Source organism: Variovorax sp. CAN15 (assembly GCF_030462475.1).
In the GTDB taxonomy this organism is placed as follows: Bacteria; Pseudomonadota; Gammaproteobacteria; order Burkholderiales; family Burkholderiaceae_C; genus Variovorax.
Genome location: NZ_JASMRZ010000011.1, coordinates 106,547 through 127,638, shown reverse-complemented (window position 1 = coordinate 127,638; position 21,092 = coordinate 106,547). Strand labels below are relative to the sequence as shown.

Annotated in this window: 20 protein-coding genes; 11 read left to right on the top strand and 9 right to left on the bottom strand. The window is 69.1% G+C overall.

All coding sequences use genetic code 11. The annotated features are described in order from the left end of the window. From QMO14_RS11170 to QMO14_RS11150, 5 genes are all read right to left on the bottom strand, one after another. Positions 1–410 (bottom strand): superoxide dismutase (locus tag QMO14_RS11170; protein ID WP_301507114.1); only part of this gene is annotated, 410 nt, incomplete at its 3' end. A 33-nt stretch (positions 411–443) separates the two neighbouring features. Further along, positions 444–1,112, bottom strand: coding sequence for a metalloregulator ArsR/SmtB family transcription factor (locus QMO14_RS11165; protein WP_126025421.1), 669 nt, complete (start codon positions 1,110–1,112; stop codon positions 444–446). Positions 1,113–1,144: 32 nt separating this feature from the next. Continuing rightward, positions 1,145–2,584, bottom strand: a complete 1,440-nt coding sequence (locus tag QMO14_RS11160) for an efflux transporter outer membrane subunit (RefSeq protein ID WP_301507111.1) — start codon at positions 2,582–2,584, stop codon at positions 1,145–1,147. Then, complete coding sequence (locus tag QMO14_RS11155) at positions 2,581–5,661, bottom strand: MexW/MexI family multidrug efflux RND transporter permease subunit (protein WP_301507109.1); 3,081 nt, start codon at positions 5,659–5,661, stop codon at positions 2,581–2,583. The genes QMO14_RS11160 and QMO14_RS11155 overlap by 4 nt, the downstream gene beginning before the upstream one ends. After that, positions 5,658–6,764: an efflux RND transporter periplasmic adaptor subunit gene (locus QMO14_RS11150; RefSeq protein ID WP_301507107.1), complete on the bottom strand. Its 1,107-nt coding sequence runs from the start codon at positions 6,762–6,764 to the stop codon at positions 5,658–5,660. Before QMO14_RS11150 ends, QMO14_RS11155 begins: the two co-directional genes overlap by 4 nt. Positions 6,765–7,086: 322 nt before the next feature. On the opposite strand from QMO14_RS11150, the gene QMO14_RS11145 reads away from it, so the two are divergent. The 11 genes from QMO14_RS11145 to kdpE all read left to right on the top strand — a co-directional run bounded on the left by QMO14_RS11145 (position 7,087) and on the right by kdpE (position 17,029). Further along, a complete protein-coding gene (locus tag QMO14_RS11145) occupies positions 7,087–7,617 on the top strand; it encodes a hypothetical protein (RefSeq protein ID WP_301507105.1) in 531 nt (176 codons plus the stop codon). Then, entirely contained in the window at positions 7,614–8,057 is a 444-nt protein-coding gene (locus QMO14_RS11140) for a hypothetical protein (RefSeq protein WP_301507103.1), read from the top strand. Before QMO14_RS11145 ends, QMO14_RS11140 begins: the two co-directional genes overlap by 4 nt. Before the next feature lie 109 nt (positions 8,058–8,166). Beyond that, positions 8,167–8,304 (top strand): hypothetical protein, encoded by a 138-nt coding sequence (locus tag QMO14_RS11135; protein ID WP_301507101.1) that lies wholly within the window; start codon positions 8,167–8,169, stop codon positions 8,302–8,304. Further along, positions 8,301–8,399 (top strand): K(+)-transporting ATPase subunit F, encoded by a 99-nt coding sequence (gene kdpF, locus QMO14_RS11130; RefSeq protein ID WP_019657711.1) that lies wholly within the window; start codon positions 8,301–8,303, stop codon positions 8,397–8,399. The genes QMO14_RS11135 and kdpF overlap by 4 nt, the downstream gene beginning before the upstream one ends. A 1-nt stretch (position 8,400) precedes the next feature. Next, the gene (gene kdpA, locus QMO14_RS11125) at positions 8,401–10,200 is read left to right on the top strand and encodes a potassium-transporting ATPase subunit KdpA (protein WP_301507098.1); all 1,800 of its coding nucleotides are present in this window, start codon (positions 8,401–8,403) and stop codon (positions 10,198–10,200) included. Positions 10,201–10,210: 10 nt separating this feature from the next. Further along, positions 10,211–12,310 (top strand): potassium-transporting ATPase subunit KdpB, encoded by a 2,100-nt coding sequence (gene kdpB / locus QMO14_RS11120; protein ID WP_301507096.1) that lies wholly within the window; start codon positions 10,211–10,213, stop codon positions 12,308–12,310. A 126-nt stretch (positions 12,311–12,436) separates the two neighbouring features. Then, positions 12,437–13,051 (top strand): potassium-transporting ATPase subunit KdpC, encoded by a 615-nt coding sequence (kdpC, locus tag QMO14_RS11115; protein ID WP_301507094.1) that lies wholly within the window; start codon positions 12,437–12,439, stop codon positions 13,049–13,051. Between the two features lie 67 nt (positions 13,052–13,118). Beyond that, positions 13,119–13,433 (top strand): hypothetical protein, encoded by a 315-nt coding sequence (locus QMO14_RS11110; protein ID WP_240649993.1) that lies wholly within the window; start codon positions 13,119–13,121, stop codon positions 13,431–13,433. Then, positions 13,423–13,557, top strand: a complete 135-nt coding sequence (locus tag QMO14_RS11105) for a hypothetical protein (RefSeq protein WP_019657716.1) — start codon at positions 13,423–13,425, stop codon at positions 13,555–13,557. Before QMO14_RS11110 ends, QMO14_RS11105 begins: the two co-directional genes overlap by 11 nt. Positions 13,558–13,569: 12 nt before the next feature. Then, positions 13,570–16,326 carry a DUF4118 domain-containing protein gene (locus tag QMO14_RS11100; protein WP_301507088.1) on the top strand — a complete coding sequence of 919 codons (2,757 nt, stop codon included), beginning with the start codon at positions 13,570–13,572 and terminating at the stop codon, positions 16,324–16,326. A 4-nt stretch (positions 16,327–16,330) separates the two neighbouring features. Further along, positions 16,331–17,029, top strand: coding sequence for a two-component system response regulator KdpE (gene kdpE / locus QMO14_RS11095; RefSeq protein ID WP_301507086.1), 699 nt, complete (start codon positions 16,331–16,333; stop codon positions 17,027–17,029). 323 nt (positions 17,030–17,352) lie between these two features. Here the strand turns inward: kdpE and QMO14_RS11090 are convergent, their stop codons facing one another. From QMO14_RS11090 to QMO14_RS11075, 4 genes are all read right to left on the bottom strand, one after another. After that, the gene (locus QMO14_RS11090) at positions 17,353–18,474 is read right to left on the bottom strand and encodes a zinc-binding dehydrogenase (protein ID WP_301507084.1); all 1,122 of its coding nucleotides are present in this window, start codon (positions 18,472–18,474) and stop codon (positions 17,353–17,355) included. A gap of 87 nt (positions 18,475–18,561) precedes the next feature. Next, on the bottom strand, positions 18,562–19,113 hold the full coding sequence (locus QMO14_RS11085) for a dual specificity protein phosphatase family protein (protein ID WP_301507082.1): 552 nt from the start codon (positions 19,111–19,113) through the stop codon (positions 18,562–18,564). 17 nt (positions 19,114–19,130) lie between these two features. Next, entirely contained in the window at positions 19,131–19,628 is a 498-nt protein-coding gene (locus tag QMO14_RS11080; protein ID WP_301507080.1) for a hypothetical protein, read from the bottom strand. Beyond that, positions 19,625–20,791: a glycosyltransferase gene (locus tag QMO14_RS11075; RefSeq protein WP_301507078.1), complete on the bottom strand. Its 1,167-nt coding sequence runs from the start codon at positions 20,789–20,791 to the stop codon at positions 19,625–19,627. Before QMO14_RS11075 ends, QMO14_RS11080 begins: the two co-directional genes overlap by 4 nt. Positions 20,792–21,092: the final 301 nt, after the last annotated feature.

The following is a 21,092-nucleotide window of genomic DNA, read 5'->3' as shown; positions in this document are numbered from 1 at the left end:
ACGATGTCCACCGAGCCGTCGGCCTTCTTCACCAGCCAGGTCCAGCCCGAGCCGAAGTTGCCCACGGCCGATTTCACGAAGGCTTCCTTGAAGGCGTCGTAGCTGCCCCACTTGGCCTCGATGGCCTTGGCCAGCGCGCCGGTGGGCGTACCGCCGCCTTGCGGCTTCATGCAGTTCCAGAAGAAGGTGTGGTTCCAGATCTGCGCGGCGTTGTTGTAGATGCCGCCGCTGGACTTCTTGACGATCTCCTCGAGCGTCATCGACTCGAACTCGGTGCCCTTTTGCAGGTTGTTGAGGTTCACCACGTAGGCGTTGTGATGCTTGCCGTAGTGGTACTCGAGGGTTTCCTTCGAATACTCGGGCGCCAGTGCGTCGAGTGCGTAGGGCAGGGGGGGGAGCTTGTGTTCCATCGTGGTTTCCTTCTTGGGTGTTGAAAAACGGATTCAGGCGTTCGCCTTGGGTTCGACCCGGTAGGCGCACCGTCGCGCGCCCGCCAGCACATGTTCGATGCGGCTGACGCTCACGTCGGGGCCCAGCACTTCGTCGAAGAGTTGCAGTTCGCTGCGGCAGAAGCCCGTGCAGGCCTGCGCCGCGGTGCAGATGGGGCAGTGGTTCTCGATGAAGAGAAAGCCTTCGCCCTGTTCGTCGGGCCGGAACTCGGCCATGTAGCCTTCGCGGCTGCGAATTTCGGCCAGCCGCTCCAGCCGCGCCTTGAGGCTGCGCGCCCCGCGCATGGCCTCTGTGTAGTTGGCGCGCATGGTGGCTTCGCGCGCGTCGATGAGCTGGTCCATGCCCTTCTGTCCGAACACGCTGATGACGGCGCTGATCATCTGCACCGTCATCTCGGCGTGCGTGTCGGGAAAGCGCTTGTGGCCCTCCCCGGTGAGCCGCCAGATCTGCGTGGGCCGGCCCCGGCCGCCGGAGCGGCTCTCGGCGTCGACCAGGCCCTCGGTCTCCAGCTTGGCCATCTGCTGGCGCACCGCCTCCACCGTGACGTTGAGCACCTTGGCGATGTCGGGAATGCCGAGCGCGCCACGGGTCTTGAGCGTCGAGAGGATGCGGTCTGCCGGCTGGTGCGGCATCCAGGTTGGCTTTGCATCGGGGGCGGACATGTCTGCTTCTGGCATGGAAAACAGCACCATTGTCAGGTGGTTGGCGCTCCCTTCGCCATCGCGGGTGCTTGCCAGCCCCCGCCCAGCGCCTTGTAGAGCGCGACCAGGCTGGTGTAGGAGGCGGTTTCGGCCTCGGCCACGGCGTCCTGCGCGCGCAGCAGGGTGCGCTGGGCGTCGAGCACGCTCAGGTAGGGCGCGGCGCCCTCGCGGTAGCGCACCTCGGCCAGCTCGGCGGCGCGGCTGCTGCGGGCGGAAGCCTCCATCAGCCGCTGCAGGCGCAGCTGGTTCTGGCCATAGCCGGTGAGCGCGCCTTCCACGTCCTCGATGGCGCGCAGCACCGTCTGCTCGTAGAGCGCGCGGTCGCCCTCGGCGCGGGCCTCGGCGCCGCGCACGCGGGCCTTCACCGAGCCCCGCCGCAGGGCAGGCCAGCTCACGCCCGGCGTCACGTTGAAGGCCCGGCTCGACGAACTGCCGAGGTCGGAACCCCGCAGCGCGACGAAGCCGAGGAAGCCGCCGACGTCGAAGCGCGGGTAAAGCTCCGCCGTGACCGCGCCCACGTCGGCCGTGCTCGCGGCAAGCCCGCGCTCGGCGCGCAGCACGTCGGGCCGGCGGCGCAGCAGCTCGCTCAGGTCGCCCACGGGCAGGTGCTTGTCGAGCATGCGCAGCTGGCGCGGCCGCAGCATCGGCTCGAGCTCGCCGGGGCGCAGGCCGGCCAGCACCGCGACGCGGTATGCCGACTGGCGGCGCGCGGTCTCCAGCGCGGGCAATTGGCTCTCGGTGGTCGCGAGGTTGGCTTGCGCGCTCGCCAGGTCGCCTTCGAGGCCGCGCCCGGTCTGCACCTGCGCCTCGGTCACGCGCAGGCTCTGGCGCAGGCTGTCCAGCGTGCGGCGCGTCACGGCGATGCGCTGCTGCGCGCCGCGCATCTCGAAGTAGTTGCGGGCCAACTCGGCCACCGCGACGATGCGCACCTGCTCCAGGTCGGCCGCGCTGGCCTCGGCGCGCGCGGTGGCGGCCTCGTCCAGACGCTTGAGCCGGCCGAACAGGTCGATCTCCCACGAGGCGTCGAAACCGGCGCGGCTGCTCTGGGCCAGCGAGCGCACGTCGGGCTGCGTGCCGTTGTTGCCCTGGGCGATGCCGCGCGTCTTGCTCGCGCTGACGGTGACGACCGGCAGCCGGTCCAACTCCGCCTCGGTCTGCACCGCGCGGGCTTCCAGCAGACGGGCCTGCGCGATGCGGATGTCGTGGTTCTCGGCCAGCGCGCGGTCGACGAGCGCATCGAGCTGCGGATCGTCGAGCTGGCTCCACCAGTCGCGCTGTACCGCGTCGTTCGCGAAGAGCGAGCGCTCCGGCGCGCGGATGACCACCGGCGCGTCCACCGGGGCCTTGTAGTCGGGCCCGACGGCACAGCCGGCGAGCACCAGCATGCCCAGCGCGAAAGGAGCAGCGTAGGAAAAGAATCGGTTCATGGTCATGCTCCTTCGGCCAGAGCTTCGAGTTCGGCCGCGCGCTGCGAGCGGCCCTCGGCGCGGTGGTCGCGCGCCAGCAGCGTGTACATGGTGGGCAGCACGAACAGCGTGAACAGCGTTCCCACCAGCATGCCCACCACGATCACCAGCCCGATGCTGAAGCGGCTGTTGGCGCCGGCCCCGCTCGCGAAGAGCAGCGGCACCAGGCCCACCACCATCGCGGCGGTGGTCATCAGGATGGGCCGCAGCCGGATGCGCGCGGCCTCCTCGATGGACGAGCGCCGGTCCAGGCCCTTGTGCATCTGGATCTCGTTGGCGAACTCCACCATCAGGATGCCGTGCTTGCTGATGAGCCCGATCAGCGTCACCAGCCCGATCTGCGTGTAGATGTTGATGGTGCCGAAGCCCAGCGCCAGCGGCACCAGCGCGCCGCAGATCGACATCGGCACGCTGATCAGGATGATCAACGGGTCGCGCAGGCTCTCGTACTGCGCCGCCAGCACCAGGTAGATGACGACGATGGCGAACACGAAGGCCATCACCAGCGCCGAGCCTTCCTGTGTGAACTGCCGCGCGTCCGACTGCCAGTCGAAGCTGAAGCCGGCAGGCAGCTTCTTCGCCTCCTCGCTCAGGAAGGCCACGGCGTCGCCCATGGTCACACCCGGCGCGGGAATGGCCTGGAAGGTGGCCGCGTTGAGCTGGTTGAACTGCGTGAGCTTGTTCGGGCCCACGCTGGTCGACAGCTGCACCAGGTTGGCCAGCGGCACCGGCTGGCCGCTCGCGCTCTTCACGAAGTAGCGCGAGAGCGCCTCGGCCGTCAGCCGCTGCTCGCGCGGCGATTGCGGAATCACGTCGTACGAGCGGCCGTCCATGCCGAAGCGGTTGACGTAGTTCTCGCCCACCAGCACGGCCAGCGTGTCGCCGATGGACTTCATCGTCACGCCCATGCTGTTGGCCTTGGCGCGGTCCACGCGGATCTCGACCGTGGGGTTGTTGAACTCCAGGTCGCTGTCGACCACGATGAACTTGCCGCTGTCGCGCGCCGACTTCTTCAGCGCCTCCATGGCCTCGAACACGGTGCGGTGGTCGCCCGCGCTGCGGATCACCATCTGCACCGGCAGCCCGCCGGTGGAGCCCGGCAGCGAGGGCAGCTGGAAGGCGAAGACGCTGCTGCCTTCCACCTCGTTCATGCGGCCCTGCGTGTCGCCCTGGATCTGGTCGGCGTTGCGCTTGCGGTCCTTCCAGTCGGAAAGCTGCACGCCGCCGATGCTGTTGGAGACACCGTCCGAGCCGTTGATGAGCCAGCGGCCCGTGTTCTCGGGCAGCGATGCGAACACGTCGTCCCACTTCTTGCCGAACTTCTCGACGTAGTCGATGTTGGCGTGCTGCGGCGACTTGATGGCCGTGAGCACCATGGCCTGGTCTTCACCGGGCGCGAGCTCGCGCTGCGCCGCGTTGTAGAGAAAGGGCAGGCTCGCCAGCACCAGCGCCGCGAAGATGCCGGTCACCCAGCGGTGATGCAGCGACACGTCGAGCAGCCTGCCGTAGCCAGTGGCGAGCCGGTGGAAGAAGCTCTCGGCCGCGCGCGCCATGCGGCTGCCGGTGGCGTCCTGCGGCAGCAGGAAGGAGCTCATCACGGGCGACAGCGTGAGCGCGATCACGCCCGACACCACCACCGCGCCCGCGAGCGTGAACGCGAATTCCTTGAAGAGCGACCCGGTGAGTCCGCCCATGAGCCCGATGGGCGCGTACACGGCGGCCAGCGTGAGCGTCATGGCAATCACCGGGCCAGCCACCTCGCGGGCGCCGATCAGCGCGGCCTGCACGCGAGACTTGCCTTCCTCGATGTGCCGGTGCACGTTCTCCACCACCACGATGGCGTCGTCCACCACCAGGCCGATGGCCAGAACCATCGCCAGCAAGGTCAGCAGGTTGATGCTGAAGCCGAACAGCAGCATCAGCGCGGCCGCGCCCAGCATCGACAGCGGAATGGTCACCACCGGAATCAGCACCGCGCGCACCGAGCCCAGGCACAGGAAGATCACGATCACCACGATGGCGATGGCCTCCAGCAGCGTGTGGCGCACCTCGTCGATGGACGCCTCGATGAAGCGCGCCAGCTCGAAGGGCAGCTGCACCTCCACGCCCGGCGGCAGGTTCTGCTTGATGCCGGGCAGCAGCTCGCGGATGCGCTTGACGATCACCAGCGGGTTGCCGTTGGGCGCGGCCTGCAGGCCGAGGTAGATCGCGGGCACGCCGTCCATCGTCGCGCTGCTGTCTGCGCTGGCCGCGCCCAGTTCCACGGTGGCCACGTCGCCCAGGCGCACGATGGCGTCGCCCTCGCGCTTGACGACCATGTCGCGGAACTCGGCCACGTTCACCAGGTCGGTGTTCACGCGGATGTTCGACACCACGTACAGGCCCTTCACCTGCCCGGGCGCGGCCTGCACGTTGTTCTGGCGCAGCGCGTCGGCCAGCTCACCCGCCGAGATGCCGCGCGCGGCCATGCGGTTGGGGTCCAGCCACACGCGCATCGCCAGCGTCTGCCCGCCCGAAACCTCCACGCCCGACACGCCGGTGATGGAAGCGAACTGCGGCTGCACCACGCGCGAGAGGTAGTCGGTGAGCGCGGGCATCGACATCGTCTTGCTCGAGAAGCCCACGTAGGCCACCGCGGTGGCCTCGCCTGAAGACTTCAGGATCACCGGGTCGAAGGCCTCGGCCGGTAGCCGGTACTTCACCTGGCTGACCTGCGCCATCGCCTGCGTGAGCGCCTGGTTGGCGTCGGCGTTGAGCTTCATGCGCACGCTGATCACGCTGCGGCCGAGCGTGGACGAGGAAGAAAGGTAGTCGACGTTCTCGATGGTCGCCACCGCCTGCGCGATCGGCTGCGTGACGAAGCCCTGCATCAGCTCCGGCGAGGCGCCGGGGTACTGCGTGGTAATGGTGAGCGTGGTGCTCTCGGTCAGCGGGTACTGCCGCACCGGCAGGTCGCCCAGGGCGCGTGCGCCCAGCAGCAGGATGAGCGTGCTCACCACCAGCGCCAGCACCGGCCGGCGCACGAAGAGGTCGGTGAACTTCATGACTTCGATTCCTGCGCGAGCGACAGCGTGTCCTTGTCGCTGGGCGCGACGGCCGCGCCGGTGTAAAGGCGCAGCTGGCCCGAGGTGACGACCTTGTCGCCGGGCGAGAGGCCCTTCTCGATCACCACCAGCCCGTCCTGCCGCTCGCCGGCCTTCACGAAGACCTGCTGCGCGGAGAAACCGCCTTTTTCGGCGGGAATCACGACGAACACCGAGTCGCCGTGCGTGCTGTAGGTGATGGCCGTCTCGGGCACGGTGATGGCGTCGGCGCGCGCCGGCAGTGCGACCCGGCCGTTGACGAACATGCCCGGCGCGAGCGCGCCGTCGGCGTTGTCGACCGTAGCCTGCAGGCGCACCGTGCGCGTGTCGCTGCCGATCTGCGGCTCGATGGTGCTGAGCCTTCCCTGGAATACGCGCCCCGGATACGCGTCGACCGACAGCGCTACCTGCTGGTTGCGCTTGAGCGCGGGCAGGGCGGTCTCGGGCAGCGTGATGTTGGCGAACAGCGTGCGGCCGTCGGTGAGCGACACCAGCGCATCGCCCGCGCGCACGAACTGCCCGAGGTTGACGCGGCGGATGCCGAGCACGCCATCGAACGGCGCCTTGATGCGCTTCTGCTCCAGCAGCGCCTGCACGCGCCGCAGCTCGCCGCCGGCCTGGTCGAAGGCGGCCTGCGCCTGCTCGAGCTGCTCCTGCGTGGCCGCCTGCTGCGGCACCAGCCGGCGCGTTCGTTCCAGCAGCGCCTTTGCGCTGGCGCGCTGGGCCGTCAGGCGCTCCAGGTCGCCCTGCTCGGGCGCGTCGTTGAGCTGCACCAGCACCTGCCCCGCGCGCACCTCGGCGCCGGGTGTGAAGAGGATCTTCGCGATGCGCCCCTCGACCTCTGCCGGCACCTCCACCTGCCGGTTGGCCTCCAGCGTGCCGATGCCGCCCAGGAAGCGCGCCACCTGCGTCTTCTGCGCCGCGGCGATCGCCACCTTGGCCGGCGGCATGCCGCCGCCTTGCGCATGCGCGGCCCCGGGCTTCGCCATCAGCCCGTAGCCCGCGCCTCCCACCACCAGTGCAGCGAGGCCGAAACCCAGCCAGGCCCTCGATTGCTTGTTCATAAGATGCCTATTAATCAAAGAAAGTGCTTGGATTATTGGTTTGTGCCGGAAGCCTGTCGAGAAAGGCGTGGCAATGGCCGTCATAGGCCGGGGCTATTTGCGCGAGGCTGTGCATGCTGGGTTCTCCAGGTGGTTGTTTCGCGGGGAATGCCGCAGACCTGGAGACGTGCCGGACGGTCGTGTTGTGACAGGCGGGTCTTTCCGGTCGGCCGGATGCGGCGCGTGAAAAAAGTCGCTGCGCCGGTGTTTGTCTGCGGCGATTGATGTCGGCGTCATCCGGGCTCCCTACAAGTTGCTGTCCTCAACTTGGAGATTCATCGCAATGATGCGAAAGGTGATCGTGGTGGGTGATCCACCGGCGCCGGGCGGCGCGGTGCTGCCGTATGGCGGCTATGTCGTTTGGCGCGAACGCCTGCGGACTGGATGGACTGCTGCTTTCTTCGCGCTTACCGCTCCCGCAGCCATTGCCTGCAGCCCTGGAAAGAGCATTGACGTGTTCTTCGACCGGAATTCGTCCAGGGTCTCGGCGGAGCAGGTTTCGAGACTGGCGAACTGGACCGCCATGCTTCGCGAGAGGTATCCGAATCGCCAGTCGATAAGCATGGGAGCCAACGCCGAGGAGGGAGAGCGAGACCCGCAGGGCCTGGCGATGCAGCGGGCCAGAAATGTCGCTCGCATCCTCGACAAAAGCCTGCGTTTCAGCGTGCCGACGGTCGCTCTTCCGACGAAAGGCAATGTCTATCCTGCAGGCGCGTTGGGAAAGGAGGACGTCAAGCGGGTGGAGATCGACTTCCTTCCTGCCTGTCCGCATGAATGTCCGTGCCGAACAGAAGGCGGAGAGGGTCAACGGTGAAAGCAAGAAGACGCACCGGCCTCGTACTGCTCGTCCTTGCCAGTCTGAACATCTGCGCAACGGCGCAGGAATGCAGGCGCTGGGCTTCGACCGTCGTCGTCTTTGCCGAAGGCTCCTCAGTCCTGGACCGCGACCAGATCGCGCTGATCGCCAACAGGCTGGATTACTTCCGCCGCCTGTACCCGGACCTGGACTCGGTCGACCTCGAGGGCGTGGCGCGCGACAACGCGCCCGGCGCAAAGCAACTGGCGCAACGCCGCGCGGCCGCGACGGCGCATGCGGTTCGAACTCTCTTCGATGGCGTGAAGCTGCACGTCTCTTCACATGTCTATCCGCCCGACTGGATCGATCGCGGCGGCAACTACGCCGCCTTCGACGCGATCCCTCCGAGGCAGGACTTGCCCGGCTGCCCCAAAGTTTCAACGACTGAAGAGCCCTAGAGCCCGGCGTTTTTACGCTTTCTTTACGCCCACCCCACCACTCTTTCCCCCGTTTTGACGCCCGACTGCCGAGACTGACTCCCATCTTTCTCGTTTGCAGGAGTGATGCATGGACATCGTCTGGATGGGCGCCTTGCTGGCGCTGTGGGCCGTGGTGGGGGCCATGGTGGTCGGGCTGAACAGGCTCGATGCGCCGAAGAACCCGTCGAACAAGGCGTCGAACGCCGCCGATGGAGCCGCGTCGTGATCAGCCTCGAAGTTCTTTACGGCTTCGGCGCGTTGATCGCCGTGGTTCTTTTCGCGTACCTGGTGTTCGCGCTGATCTGCGCGGAGGAATTCTGAAATGACTTCCTCCGCCTGGGGCCTGCTGGCCCTTTTCCTGGTGCTGCTGGGCCTGCTCGCATGGCCGATGGGCAAGTTCCTTGCCGCGCTGTGCAACGAGCGCGTGCCGCGCTGGATGCAGCGCATCGAGGCGCCGCTCTACAAGCTTGCAGGCACGAAGCCGGAGCAGTCCATGCACTGGCTGCGCTATGCCTTCGCGCTGCTGGCCTTCAATGCCATCGGCGCGATCTTCGTCTACGCCCTGCAGCGCCTGCAGGCCTGGCTGCCGCTCAACCCCGCGGGCATGGCGGCCGTGTCGCCCGACTCGGCCTTCAACACCGCGGTGAGCTTCGTCTCCAACACCAACTGGCAGGGCTACGGCGGCGAGTCGACCATGAGCTATCTCACGCAGATGCTCGGGCTCTCGGTGCAGAACTTCTTCTCCGCCGCCACCGGCATCGCCGTGGCCTTCGCGCTGGTGCGCGGCTTCGCGCGCCGCGGCGACGGCAAGGGGCTGGTGGGCAACTTCTGGGCCGACATCACGCGCGTCACGCTGTGGGTGCTGGTGCCGATCTCCTTCGTGCTCGCCGTGGTCTTCGTCGGCCAGGGGGTGATCCAGAACTTCGACGGCTACAAGGAGGTGAGCACGCTCGAAACCACCGCCTTCCAGCAGCCGAAGAACGGCGCCGACGGCCAGCCGCTGAAGGATGAAAAGGGCCAGCCGGTGATGGAAGACGCCACCACCAGGACGCAGACGCTCGCCATGGGTCCGGTCGCTTCGCAGGAAGCCATCAAGATGCTCGGCACCAACGGCGGCGGCTTCTTCAACGCCAACTCGGCGCATCCGTACGAGAACCCGACGGCGCTGGTGAACCTGTTGCAGATGCTCGCCATCTTCCTGATTCCGGCGGCGCTGTGCTTCACCTTCGGCCACGTGGTGGGCGACATGCGCCAGGGCTGGGCCGTGCTCGCGGCGATGACGGTGATGTTCGTCGTTGCCGTGATGGTCATCACGCCCGCAGAGCAGGCCGGCAACCCGCTGCTGACATCGCTGGGCGTCGACCAGATGCATGGCGCGCTGCAGGCCGGCGGCAACATGGAAGGCAAGGAAGTGCGCTTCGGCATCAATGCCTCCGCCCTCTTCTCCGCCATCACCACGGCCGCCTCGTGCGGCGCGGTCAACGGCATGCACGACTCGCTCACCCCGCTGGGCGGCATGGTGCCGATGGTGCTGATGCAGCTGGGCGAAGTGGTGTTCGGAGGCGTGGGCTCGGGCCTGTACGGCATGCTGATCTTCGCGATGCTCGCTGTGTTCATCGCCGGCCTGATGATCGGCCGCACGCCCGAGTACCTCGGCAAGAAGATCGAGGTGCGCGAGATGAAGCTGATCTCCATCGCCATCCTGGTCACGCCGATCCTGGTGCTGGCCGGCACGGCGGTGGCGGTGATCGCGGACGCCGGCAAGGCCGGCATCGCGAACCCCGGCGCGCACGGTTTCTCCGAAATCCTGTACGCGCTGACCTCGGCCGCCAACAACAACGGCAGCGCCTTCGCGGGCCTGTCGGCCAACACGCCCTTCTACAACGGCCTGCTCGCGCTCGCCATGTGGCTCGGCCGCTTCGCGATGATCGTGCCGGTGCTGGCCGTGGCCGGCGCTCTGGCCGCCAAGAAGCGCCTGCCCGTCACCAGCGGCACGCTGCCCACGCACGGCCCGCTGTTCGTCTCGTTGCTGATCGGCACGGTGCTGCTGGTCGGCCTGCTCAACTACGTGCCGGCATTGGCCCTGGGGCCCATCGTCGAGCACCTGGTGCTCTGGAAGTAAGGAGCCCGCCATGACCGCCAATACAAAAACCTCTCTCTCGCTCTTCGACGCGGCGCTGGTCAAGCCCGCGCTGTGGGCCGCCTTCGCCAAGCTCAACCCGCGCACGCAGTGGCGCAACCCGGTGATGTTCATCGTCTACATCGGGAGCATCCTCACGACGGTGCTCTGGGTGCATGCGCTGAGCTTCCCGGGCGACACCGGCATGAAGCCCGCCTTCGTGCTGGCCGTGACCATCTGGCTGTGGTTCACCGTGCTGTTCGCCAACTTCGCCGAAGCCCTGGCCGAAGGCCGCAGCAAGGCGCAGGCCGCCTCGCTGCGCGGACTGCGCAAGGACACCTGGGCCAAGAAGCTGCATGAGCCGCATCACGGCGCGCAGTGGCTGCCCGAACAGGCGCCCAACCTGCGCAAGGGCGACGTCGTGCTGGTCGAGACCGGCGACGTCATTCCGCTGGACGGCGAAGTCATCGAAGGCGTGGCCTCGGTCGACGAAAGCGCCATCACCGGCGAATCGGCACCCGTGGTGCGCGAATCGGGCGGCGACTTCTCGGCCGTGACCGGCGGCACCCGCGTGCTGTCCGACTGGCTGGTGGTGCGCATCTCGGTGAACCCGGGCGAGTCGTTCCTCGACCGAATGATCGGCATGGTCGAGGCCGCCAAGCGCCAGAAGACGCCCAACGAGATCGCGCTGACCATCCTGCTGGTGGCGCTGACCATCGTGTTCCTGGTGGTCACGGTCACGCTGCTGCCGTTCTCGGTGTTCAGCGTGGAGGCCGCCGGCGCGGGCACCGTGGTGTCGCTCACCGCGCTGGTCGCGCTGCTGGTGTGCCTGATTCCGACCACCATCGGCGGCCTGCTGTCGGCCGTGGGCGTGGCCGGCATGAGCCGCATGATGCAGGCCAACGTGATCGCCACTTCGGGCCGCGCGGTGGAAGCCGCCGGCGACGTCGACGTGCTGCTGCTCGACAAGACCGGCACCATCACGCACGGCAACCGCCAGGCCAGCGCCTTCCTGCCCGCGCCGGGCGTGACCAAGGCGCGCCTCGCGCGCGCCGCGATGATGGCCTCGCTGGCCGACGAGACGCCCGAGGGCCGCAGCATCGTCGAGCTTGCGCGCCGCGACGGCCTGGAGCCGACGCAGGTGGAGGGCGCGCGTTTTGTCGCCTTCACCGCGCAGACGCGCATGAGCGGCGTCGACCTGCCGGCCGCGCCGAACAGCCTTGACACGGACTTCGTCGTGCTGCGCAAGGGCGCGGTCGACGCGGTGCGCCGTCACGTCGAGGCCATCGGCGGCACCGTGGCGCCTGAGGTGCTGCGCGCGGCCGAGGAAGCCGCCCGCCGCGGCAGCACGCCGCTGGCGGTGGCCGAGGGCAACCGCGTGCTGGGCATCGTCGAGCTCAAGGACATCGTCAAGACCGACATCAAGGAGCGTTTTGCCGAACTGCGCCGCATGGGCATCAAGACGGTAATGATCACCGGCGACAACAAGCTCACGGCGGCGGCCATCGCCGCCGAGGCCGGCGTGGACGACTTCCTGGCCGAGGCCACGCCCGAGGACAAGCTCGCGCTCATCCGCCAGTACCAGTCCGAAGGCCGCCTCGTGGCCATGACCGGCGACGGCACCAACGACGCCCCCGCGCTCGCGCAGGCCGACGTGGCCGTGGCCATGGGCAGCGGCACGCAGGCCGCGAAGGAGGCCGGCAACATGGTCGACCTCGATTCCAACCCGACCAAGCTGCTGGAAGTGGTGGAGACCGGCAAGGCGCTCTTGATGACGCGCGGCTCGCTCACCACCTTCTCCATCGCGAACGACGTGGCGAAGTACTTCGCCATCATCCCGGCGATCTTCATCTCGACCTACCCGCAGCTGGGCGCGCTCAACGTGATGCGGCTCGCGAGCCCGTCGTCGGCGATCCTGAGCGCGGTGATCTTCAACGCGCTGGTGATCGTGTTCCTGATTCCGCTGGCGCTCAAGGGCGTGCGCTACCGGCCGGTGGGCGCCGCCGCGCTGCTGCGCCGCAACCTGGCCATCTACGGCCTGGGTGGCCTGCTCGTGCCCTTCATCGGCATCAAGCTGATCGACTGGCTGCTTGTCGCCGTGGGCTTGGTATGACCCCCAGGCTTCGCGCACTTCGTGTCGCTTCTCCCACCCCCTTTCCAAGGGGGCAACACCGGTGGCCCGGCGAAGCCGGTTCCACGGTGTTCCCCGAAACGTCCGGACCATTGAAAGCTATCGATCATGAATAACAACCAAAGCGACGGCATCGTCCGCCCCGCGCTCGTGCTCTTCGTGCTGCTGAGCGCGCTCACCGGCCTGATCTACCCGATGGCCGTCACCGGCGTCGCGAAGACGGCCTTCCCCGCGCAGGCGGCGGGCAGCCTGGTCGTGATCGACGGCACCACCGTCGGCTCGAAGCTCATCGGCCAGAACTTCAGCGATCCGAAGCATTTCTGGGGCCGTCCCTCGGCCACCGCGCCGCAGCCCTACAACGCGAGCGCCTCGGGCGGCTCGAACCAGGGCCCGCTCAACCCTGCGCTGACCGATGCGGTGAAGGCGCGCGTGGAAGCGCTGCGCGCGGCCGATCCGGACAACACCGCGCCGGTGCCCGTCGACCTCGTCACAGCCTCGGCCAGCGGGCTCGACCCCGACATCAGCCCCGCCGCCGCGCAGTACCAGGCGGCGCGCGTGGCGCGCGTGCGCGGCATGCCGCTGTCGCAGGTCCAGTCGCTGATCGACAGGAACACGCAGAAGCCCCTGCTGGGCTTTCTGGGCGAGTCGCGCGTCAACGTGCTGGCGTTGAACATCTCGCTCGATGCAGCTTCGGGTTCCTTCAGCCCTTCCGCCCCGCGTTGAGGAGAAACAAGCCATGGCCTATGCCGCCTATCGAGAACACCCCGGTGCGCCGAGAACGCGCGCTTCCATGAACACCGGCAAGGGCAACGACAGCCCGTTCTACGTGCTCGACGTCACGGTCTGCTGCGCCGACGCTTTGCGCGTGCGCCGCAGCATCGCCGGCTGCCCCGAGGCGGGCGTGGTGCGCTGCGAGCCGCTGCTGCATGCCTGCAGCTCTCAGGAAAGCGACGCGCCCTGCGTGCGCCTGATGATCCGCCTGCCGCTCGCCCGCTATGCCGACGTGCTGCACCGGCTGATCGAGTGCGTGCCCTCGGGCGAGATCGGCCGACTCGTGAGCTGGCGCGAACACCTCGCGCGCTGCGGCCTGCGCCATGGTCACTGACCTCCTGATGGCGCTGCTGGCCATGGCGGCGCTCTTCGTGCCCCTGGGCTTCGCGTGGTGGGTGCTGTCGCGCACCGCCCGGCGCCACCAGCGCTCGCGCCGCAAGGACGGCCCGATGCGCTAACCTGTGCCGCCGATGAACGACGTGCTCCGCCCCGACCCCGACGCGCTGCTCGCGCAGCTGCGCAGCGACGAGGCGCGCGCCCAGCGCGGCAAGCTGCGCATCTATTTCGGCGCCAGCGCGGGTGTCGGCAAGACCTGGGCCATGCTCAGCGCCGCGCAGCGCGAGCGTGCCGCCGGGCGCGACGTGCTGATCGGCGTGGTCGAGACCCATGGCCGCGGCGAGACAGCCGCGCTGCTTTCGGGGCTGGAGGCGCTGCCGCTGCGCGAGCTGGACTACCGCGGGCGCACGCTGGCAGAGTTCGACCTCGACGCCGCGCTCGCGCGCAGGCCCGCCGTGCTGCTGGTCGACGAGCTGGCCCACACCAATGCCCCCGGCTCTCGCCACGCCAAGCGCTGGCAGGACGTGCAGGAGTTGCTGGCCGCCGGCATCGAGGTGTGGTCGGCGCTCAACGTGCAGCACCTCGAAAGCCTCAACGGCACGGTCGGCGCCATCACCGGCGTGCGCGTGCACGAGACCGTGCCCGACACCGTGCTCGACGAGGCCGACGAGGTGGTGCTGGTCGACGTCACGCCCGACGAGCTCACGGCGCGGCTTGCGGCCGGCAAGGTCTACCTGCCGCAGCAGGCGGAGCGCGCGGCGCAGAATTTCTTCCGCAAGGGCAACCTGATCGCCCTGCGCGAGATCGCACTGCGGCGCACCGCCGAGCACGTGGAAGACGACGTGCGCGGCTGGCGCGTGGAGCAGTCGGGCCCCGGCGGCGCGGGCGGCAACGGCAAGGGCCCCGGCCTGCAGGCCTGGAACACTTCGGGCGCGATCCTCGCGTGCGTCGGGCCTCACGAGGGCGCGGCGCAGACCGTGCGCACGGCGGCTCGTCTGGCAGGGCAGCTCAACGTGCGCTGGCATGCGGTGTATGTCGAGACGCCCCGGCTGCAGCGGCTGGCCGCGGCGGAGCGCGACCGGATCCTTGCAGTGTTGAAGCTCGCGGAAGAACTGGGCGCGGCCACGGCCGTGCTCACCGGCTCCGACGTGGCCGAGCAGCTCGCCGAGCAGGCGAGGCGCCTGAACTGCGCCACGCTGGTGCTGGGGCGCTCGCAGCCCGAGACCGGCTGGCGCCGCTGGTTGCCCGCGAGGGCGGTGCCGCTCGCGCGCACCCTGGCGCAGCGCGCACCGGCGCTCGACATCATGGAAGTCGCGCCCGCCGACAGCTCGCGCCGCCTGTCGCGCGCGCCGCTGCAGGGCGCGAGCATCGACAGCGACGACCACGAGAAGGCACCCACCTACTGGCCTGGCTACGCATGGGCGGCGGCCACCAGCGTCGCGCTCACGCTGGTGTGCACGCCGCTGGCGAGCGTGCTGGAGCTGTCGAACATCGTCATGCTGTTCCTGCTCGGCGTGGTGGGCGTGGCGATGCGCTTCGGGCGCGGGCCCTCGGCGCTCGCAGCCCTGCTCAACGTCGCGGCCTTCGACTATTTCTTCGTGCCGCCGCGCCTGTCGTTCGCGGTGAGCGACGTGCAGTACGTGCTGACCTTCGCGATCATGCTCGGCGTGGGCCTGCTGGTGGGCCAGCTCACTGCGGGGCTGCGTTTCGCGGCGGGCGTGTCGACCAGCCGCGAGCGGCGCGCGCGTTCGCTGTTCGAGCTCACGCGCGAGCTGTCGGCGGCGCTGGAGGCTTCGCAGGTAGTCGCGCTCGGCACCGCGGCCGTGCGGGGCCACTTCGGCGGCGATGCGCTGGTGCTCGTGACCGACGCGGCCGACCAGCTCGTGATGCCCGCCGACGCGCCCGAGGGCTTCGATCCGCAAGTGGCCGACTGGGCCTTCCGCCATGGCCAGAGCGCCGGCCTCGCCACCGCCACGCTCGCGGCCCAGCCCTGGCACTACGTGCCGCTGCGCGCGCCGATGCGCGTGCGCGGCGTGCTCGCGCTCTCGCCCGCGCAGCCGCGCTGGCTGCTCATTCCCGAGCAGGCGCAGCAGCTCGACACGCTGGCACGGCAGATCGCCATCGCGCTGGAGCGCGTGCACTACGTCGAGGTGGCGCAGCAGGCCGTGGTCGAGATGGAGTCGGAGCGGCTGCGCAACGCGCTGCTGGGCGCCATCTCGCACGACGTGCGCACGCCGCTCACCGCGCTCATCGCGCTGGCCGAGTCGCTGCAGACGCTGCCGCCCGAGGAGCACGGCAACGCCGCGCGCGCCATCGTGGCGCAGGCGCACGAGCTGCATGCGCTGGTGAGCAACCTGCTCGACATGGCGCGGCTCGAAAGCGGCATCGCCGGCGGCACGGTGAACCTGCGGCGCGACTGGCAGTCGGTGGAGGAGGTGGTGGGCTCGGCCATCCGCGCGGCGCGCACGTCACTGGGCGGCACCGTGGTGCAGACCGCGCTCGACCCTGATCTGCCGCTGGTCGAGTTCGACGCGGTGCTCATCGAGCGCGTGCTGGTCAACCTGCTGGAGAACGCCACCAAGTACGGCGCGCCGCCCGTCGTGGTCGGCGCGCGCGCCGAACCCGGCACGCTGGTGCTGACGGTGCGCGACCACGGCCCCGGCCTGCCGGCCGCGCTGCTGGGCCGCGAACAGAAGCTCTTCGACAAGTTCACGCGCGGCGAGGCCGAATCCGCCACGCCGGGCGTAGGCCTGGGCCTGGCGATCTGCAAGGCGGTGGTGAGTGCGCATGGCGGCGAGATCACCGCCGAGAATGCGCGCGACGGCGGTGCAGAATTCACCGTCACGCTCCCACGGCGCGAGCCGCCGGAGCCTGCCGAAGCCCAACTCTGAACCCATGCCTTCTCCCACCGCCATCGTGATCGAGGACGAGCCGCAGATCCGCCGGTTCGTGCGCGGCGCGCTCGAGGCCGAAGGCTGGGCGGTGCACGAGGCGGGCACTCTGCGCGACGGGCTCGCCGCCGCAGGCACGCGCCAGCCCGACCTGCTGGTGCTCGACCTCGGGCTGCCCGACGGCGACGGCGTCTCGCTGATACGTGACGTGCGCGGCTGGTCGGCCGTGCCGATCATCGTGCTGTCGGCACGCACCGACGAAGCCGACAAGATCGCCGCCCTCGACGCCGGCGCCGACGACTACCTCACCAAGCCCTTCGGCACCGGCGAACTGCTGGCCCGCGTGCGCGCCAACCTGCGCCGCCCGCGCACCGCCGGCAGCACCGAGGAAGCGACACCCGAGGCGCTCTTCCGCTTCGGCGAGATCGAACTCGACCGCGCCGCGCGCCTCGTGCGCCGCTCGGGCGTCGAGGTACATCTGACGCCGACCGAATACCGCCTGCTGTCGGTGCTCGTCGCCAACGCGGGCCGCGTACTGACGCAGCGCCAGCTGCTGCGCGAGGTGTGGGGACCGTCGTACACCGACCAGAGCCACTACCTGCGCATCTACATGGGGCACCTGCGGCAGAAGCTGGAGGCCGACCCGGCGCAGCCGAAGCATCTGCTGACGGAGACGGCTGTGGGGTATCGGCTGGTCGTTTAGTTCTTCCAGGGACGGCGGCGAGCGCGACGTCGATCCCTGAGGCCGCTCCGGGTATTGCTCCCTCTCCCGGAGGGAGAGGGTTGGGGTGAGGGCGACGGCATCAACGGCACGACAAGCCCGGTATGCGGCGCGGTGCGTTCGGCCCCTCTGTGCCGCCGAGGAGCGCAGCGTTTCGCGGACAAGGGCTCGCAGCTGTTTGAGCGAAGCGAGTTCTGCGAGACCCCGCGAAACGCGAGCACCGCAGGGAAGCCGCGAAGCGGCCGGCATAGTGGGGACGAGCGCGCCGTGCCGCGTACCGGGCGCTCCCATTCAAGCAAGGCGAATCAGGCCTTGTTCGGATTCAGCAGGAACTTCTCCCCCGTCGCCTGCTTGCCATAAACGCCAATCGCATCGAGCTGCAGCATCTCCACCAGCGACACCTCGCGCGTGTAGTGGCTCGCAAACGTCGTCTTCAGTTCGGCGACCACGCGTGCCTTCAGGCGCTGGGTTCCGGCATCGCCCAGGCGCTGCAGGAAGGGGAACAGCAGCCAGCCGCCCATGCCCCAGGTCATGCCGAAGTTGCGCACCACCTCGGTCGGGCCGCGGTCGAGGCCGCCGTAGATGTAGACCTGCTTGTGGGTGTTGGAGCCGTAGCGGCTGTATTCCTTGGCGGTGCGGTTGATGGCCGCTTCCATGCAGCCGAGGATCTGGCCCGCGAGCTTGCCGCCGCCGATGGCGTCGAAGGCCAGGGTGGCGCCGGTCTCGGCGAGGGCCTGGGTCAGGTCCTCGATGAAGGTGGGCGAGCTCGAATTGCACACGTACTTGGCGCCGAGGCTGCGCAACAGGTCTTCCTGGTCCTGCTTGCGCACGATGTTGACGAGCGCGATGCCGTCCTTCTGGCAGATCTTGTTGAGCATCTGGCCGAGGTTGGACGCGGCGGCGGTGTGCACCAGGGCCTTGTGGCCTTCCATGCGCATGGTCTCGACCATGCTCAGCGAGGTGAGGGGGTTGACGAAGCACGAGGCGCCTTCGGCCGGCGTGGTGCCCGCCGGCAGCTCCATGCATTGGGCGGCGGCGAGGCAGCGGTACTGCGAGTACATCGCGCCGCCGATGGCCGCCACGGTCTTGCCGAGCAGCGCCTGCGCTTGCGGCGACGAGCCGGCCTTCACCACCACGCCCGCGCCTTCGTTGCCGACCGGCATCGACTCGTCGAGCCGCGCCTTCATGGCGGGCAGCACGCGCTCGGGCACGGTGGCGGTGACGACGGGGCGATCGGCGGTGCCGGAGGCCTTGGCGGTGCTCATGTCGGCCGCGCCGAACAGCAGGCCCAGGTCGGACGGGTTCAGCGGCGAGGCCTCGACGCGGATCACCACTTCGTGGGCCTGCGGCTCGGGAATGGGGGCGTCGTGCAGCGAGAGTTCGAGTTCGCCGCTGGAGCGGATGAGGGAGCGGATTTGGAGTGCCATGGAAGAGCCCTTCTGGTCAGGTTCGCGGATGGCCTTCGGCCACGGGGCGGCCAGTATAGGAGCGGGTTCCGCGCCCTGCTGGCGCCTTCAGGACACCACCGGAATCGCCGGCGCGTGGGCCAGCGCGTCGCGCATGGCGGCCGGGTCGAGCCGCTCGATGTAGCGCGGGATGTTGCGCCACAGCGTGTGGTAGCCGTAGCCGCCGCGCAGCATCTCTTGGCGGGCACTGTCCTTGTCCCAGTCCTGCAGCGCCATGCGGTAGACCGCCGCGACCACGCCGGTGCGGTCGGCGCCGTGCATGCAGTGGATGAGCACCGGCCCCTGCTTCTCGGCCGCGCGAATGGCCTGCAGCGCGCGCAGCACCTTGGCGTCGTCGATGGACCAGGTGTTGATCGGCACCCGCACCAGCCGGATGCCGCTGCCGGCGAACACCTTTCGGTCGTCGTTGAACGAACGCAGGCTCACCACGGTGTGGATGCCCAGCGACTTCAGCGCGGCGAGATTCGAACGCTTCGGCTGCGCGCTGCGGTACAGCGTGGGCGTGATGCGGTGCAGGTTCTCGACGCCGAGTGCGTCCAGCGGATCAGCCCAGTGGCCGGGGCGCGGTGCCTCGGCGATGGGCTCCTGCAGGCGTTCCATGCGCTTTCTCCCGCCGCTCATCGGGCGCCCTTGCGCGGCCAGTGCCGCGTCGCCAGGATGATCGCCGCCACCGCCAGGCCGCCCCAGTAGTCGACTGGCGCCCCCCATATCCAGTGCTTGTGCCAGAACGCATCCACCGGGTTGAAGCGCTCCCAGCCGAAGGCCGGGTTGATGAGGAACCAGGTGAAGTCCTCGCAGACCCAGAACACGATGAGGCCCGCCACCGCCAGCCCCACGTCGCGCCAGGTCCAGCGGCCGTTGAAGGCCAGCGGTGAGAAGAACACCAGCGCCATGAAGGTGAAGACCCAGGCGTGGTAGCCCGTCATCGCGCGGCCGCCCCAGAAGATGTCGAGCCAGATGCTGTTCTCGATGCGCCATGTCGGCAGCGAGGTGGCCCAGCCGGCGCCGCCTTCGATCTGGATCTCGGCGTTGGCGAAGAAGAAGGCCATGACGACCACCCAGGCGAGATACCCGAGCGTGCGGGCCACGCTCGCCTTTTCGACGGCCGGGCTCATGCGGCTGTTCCCGTCGCGGTTCCCAGCACGCGCTGCAGCACCGAGCGCGCTGCCTGCGGCTTGCCCAGCGCCCGGCTGCGCGCGGCCATGGCCGAGAGCTTGGCCGGGTCGGCCATGAGGCGCGCCACCTTGTAGTCGAGGCCGATGGCGTCGTAGGCAAGCCAGGCCGCGCCTTCTTCCATCAGGAAGCCGGCGTTGTGTTCTTCCTGTCCGGGAATGGGTGAGATCAGCAGCATCGGCTTGCCCAGCGCCAGGCACTCCGACACCGTGAGGCCGCCGGGCTTGGTCACCACCAGGTCGGAGGCGGCCATCATCCGGTGCATCTCGTTGGTGAAGCCGACGGCGGCCACGCGGCCCGGGTGGCGCCTGGCCAGCGCTTCGAGCTTGCCGTGCGCCTCCACGTTACGGCCGGCGACAGCGACCACCTGGAAGTCGTTCGGCTTGCCGTCCGGCCCGCCCATGCCGAGCACGCGCTCGACCATGCTCGGCAGGTCGCCGACACCGGCACCGCCCGACACCATCAGCAGCACCGGCCGCGAAGGATCGAGCCCGAGCCCGGCCACGCAGGCATCGCGCGCCAGCGAAGGCGAATCGGGCTCGGAGAACGCGGGCATCACCGGGATGCCCGTGACGTGGATGCGCTCGGCCGGAACGCCGCGCGCCCGCAGGCGGAAGGCCACTTCCTCGGTCGCGGCGAGGTAGCCCGTCATGCCCGGCACCAGCCACATGTTGTGCAGGTCGTAGTCGGTGATCTGCAGCCACACGGGGTAGTCGATGCGGCCACGGTTGCGCTCGCGCATCAGCAGCTCGGCCGGCAGGAAATGCGTGCAGATCACCGCATCGGGCTTCTCGCGGCGGATCTCGCGCACCAGCGCGCCGGTGCTCAGCCGCTCGATGCCGCGGCGCAGGCGCTGCGAGGGCGCATGGTGCGGCGTGACGTCGGTGCGCTGGTGCAGGTAAGACCACAGCTCGGGCGCGCGATTCACGAGCTGGATGTACCAGTCGGTGTAGACCTTGCGAAACCCCGCGGCCACGTGGGCCATCGCGTCGATGTGGACCGCCGTGCAGGGCGGGGCGAGGGACTGGGCGGTGGCGGCAAGCGCCTGTGCTGCACGCACGTGGCCGTTGCCGGCGCTCACGCTGAGGATCAGGAGTTTGGTCATGGAATCCGGGGTTTGCGCGGATTATGGCGATGCCATGTGGCAGTGTTCTTGGGGCTGTGATTGGCGCTGTCGTTCGGGGCGCGATCACGACGACGGGGTACCTTGCTCCGCGAATGTCCCCCGGGGCTGCGCCCCTCCTCCTTTATTTCGCTGCGCAAGGCACCCCGCCGGCGTGAGCGTGGACAGAGTGCTGGTTGATCAGCCAGCACAAGAGTAGCGCTCGTCGTGCACAGGGCATCGGGTGCTCCCCGCAGCGAAATAAAGGAGGAGGCCGAAGGCCGGGGGACATTCGCGGAGGGGA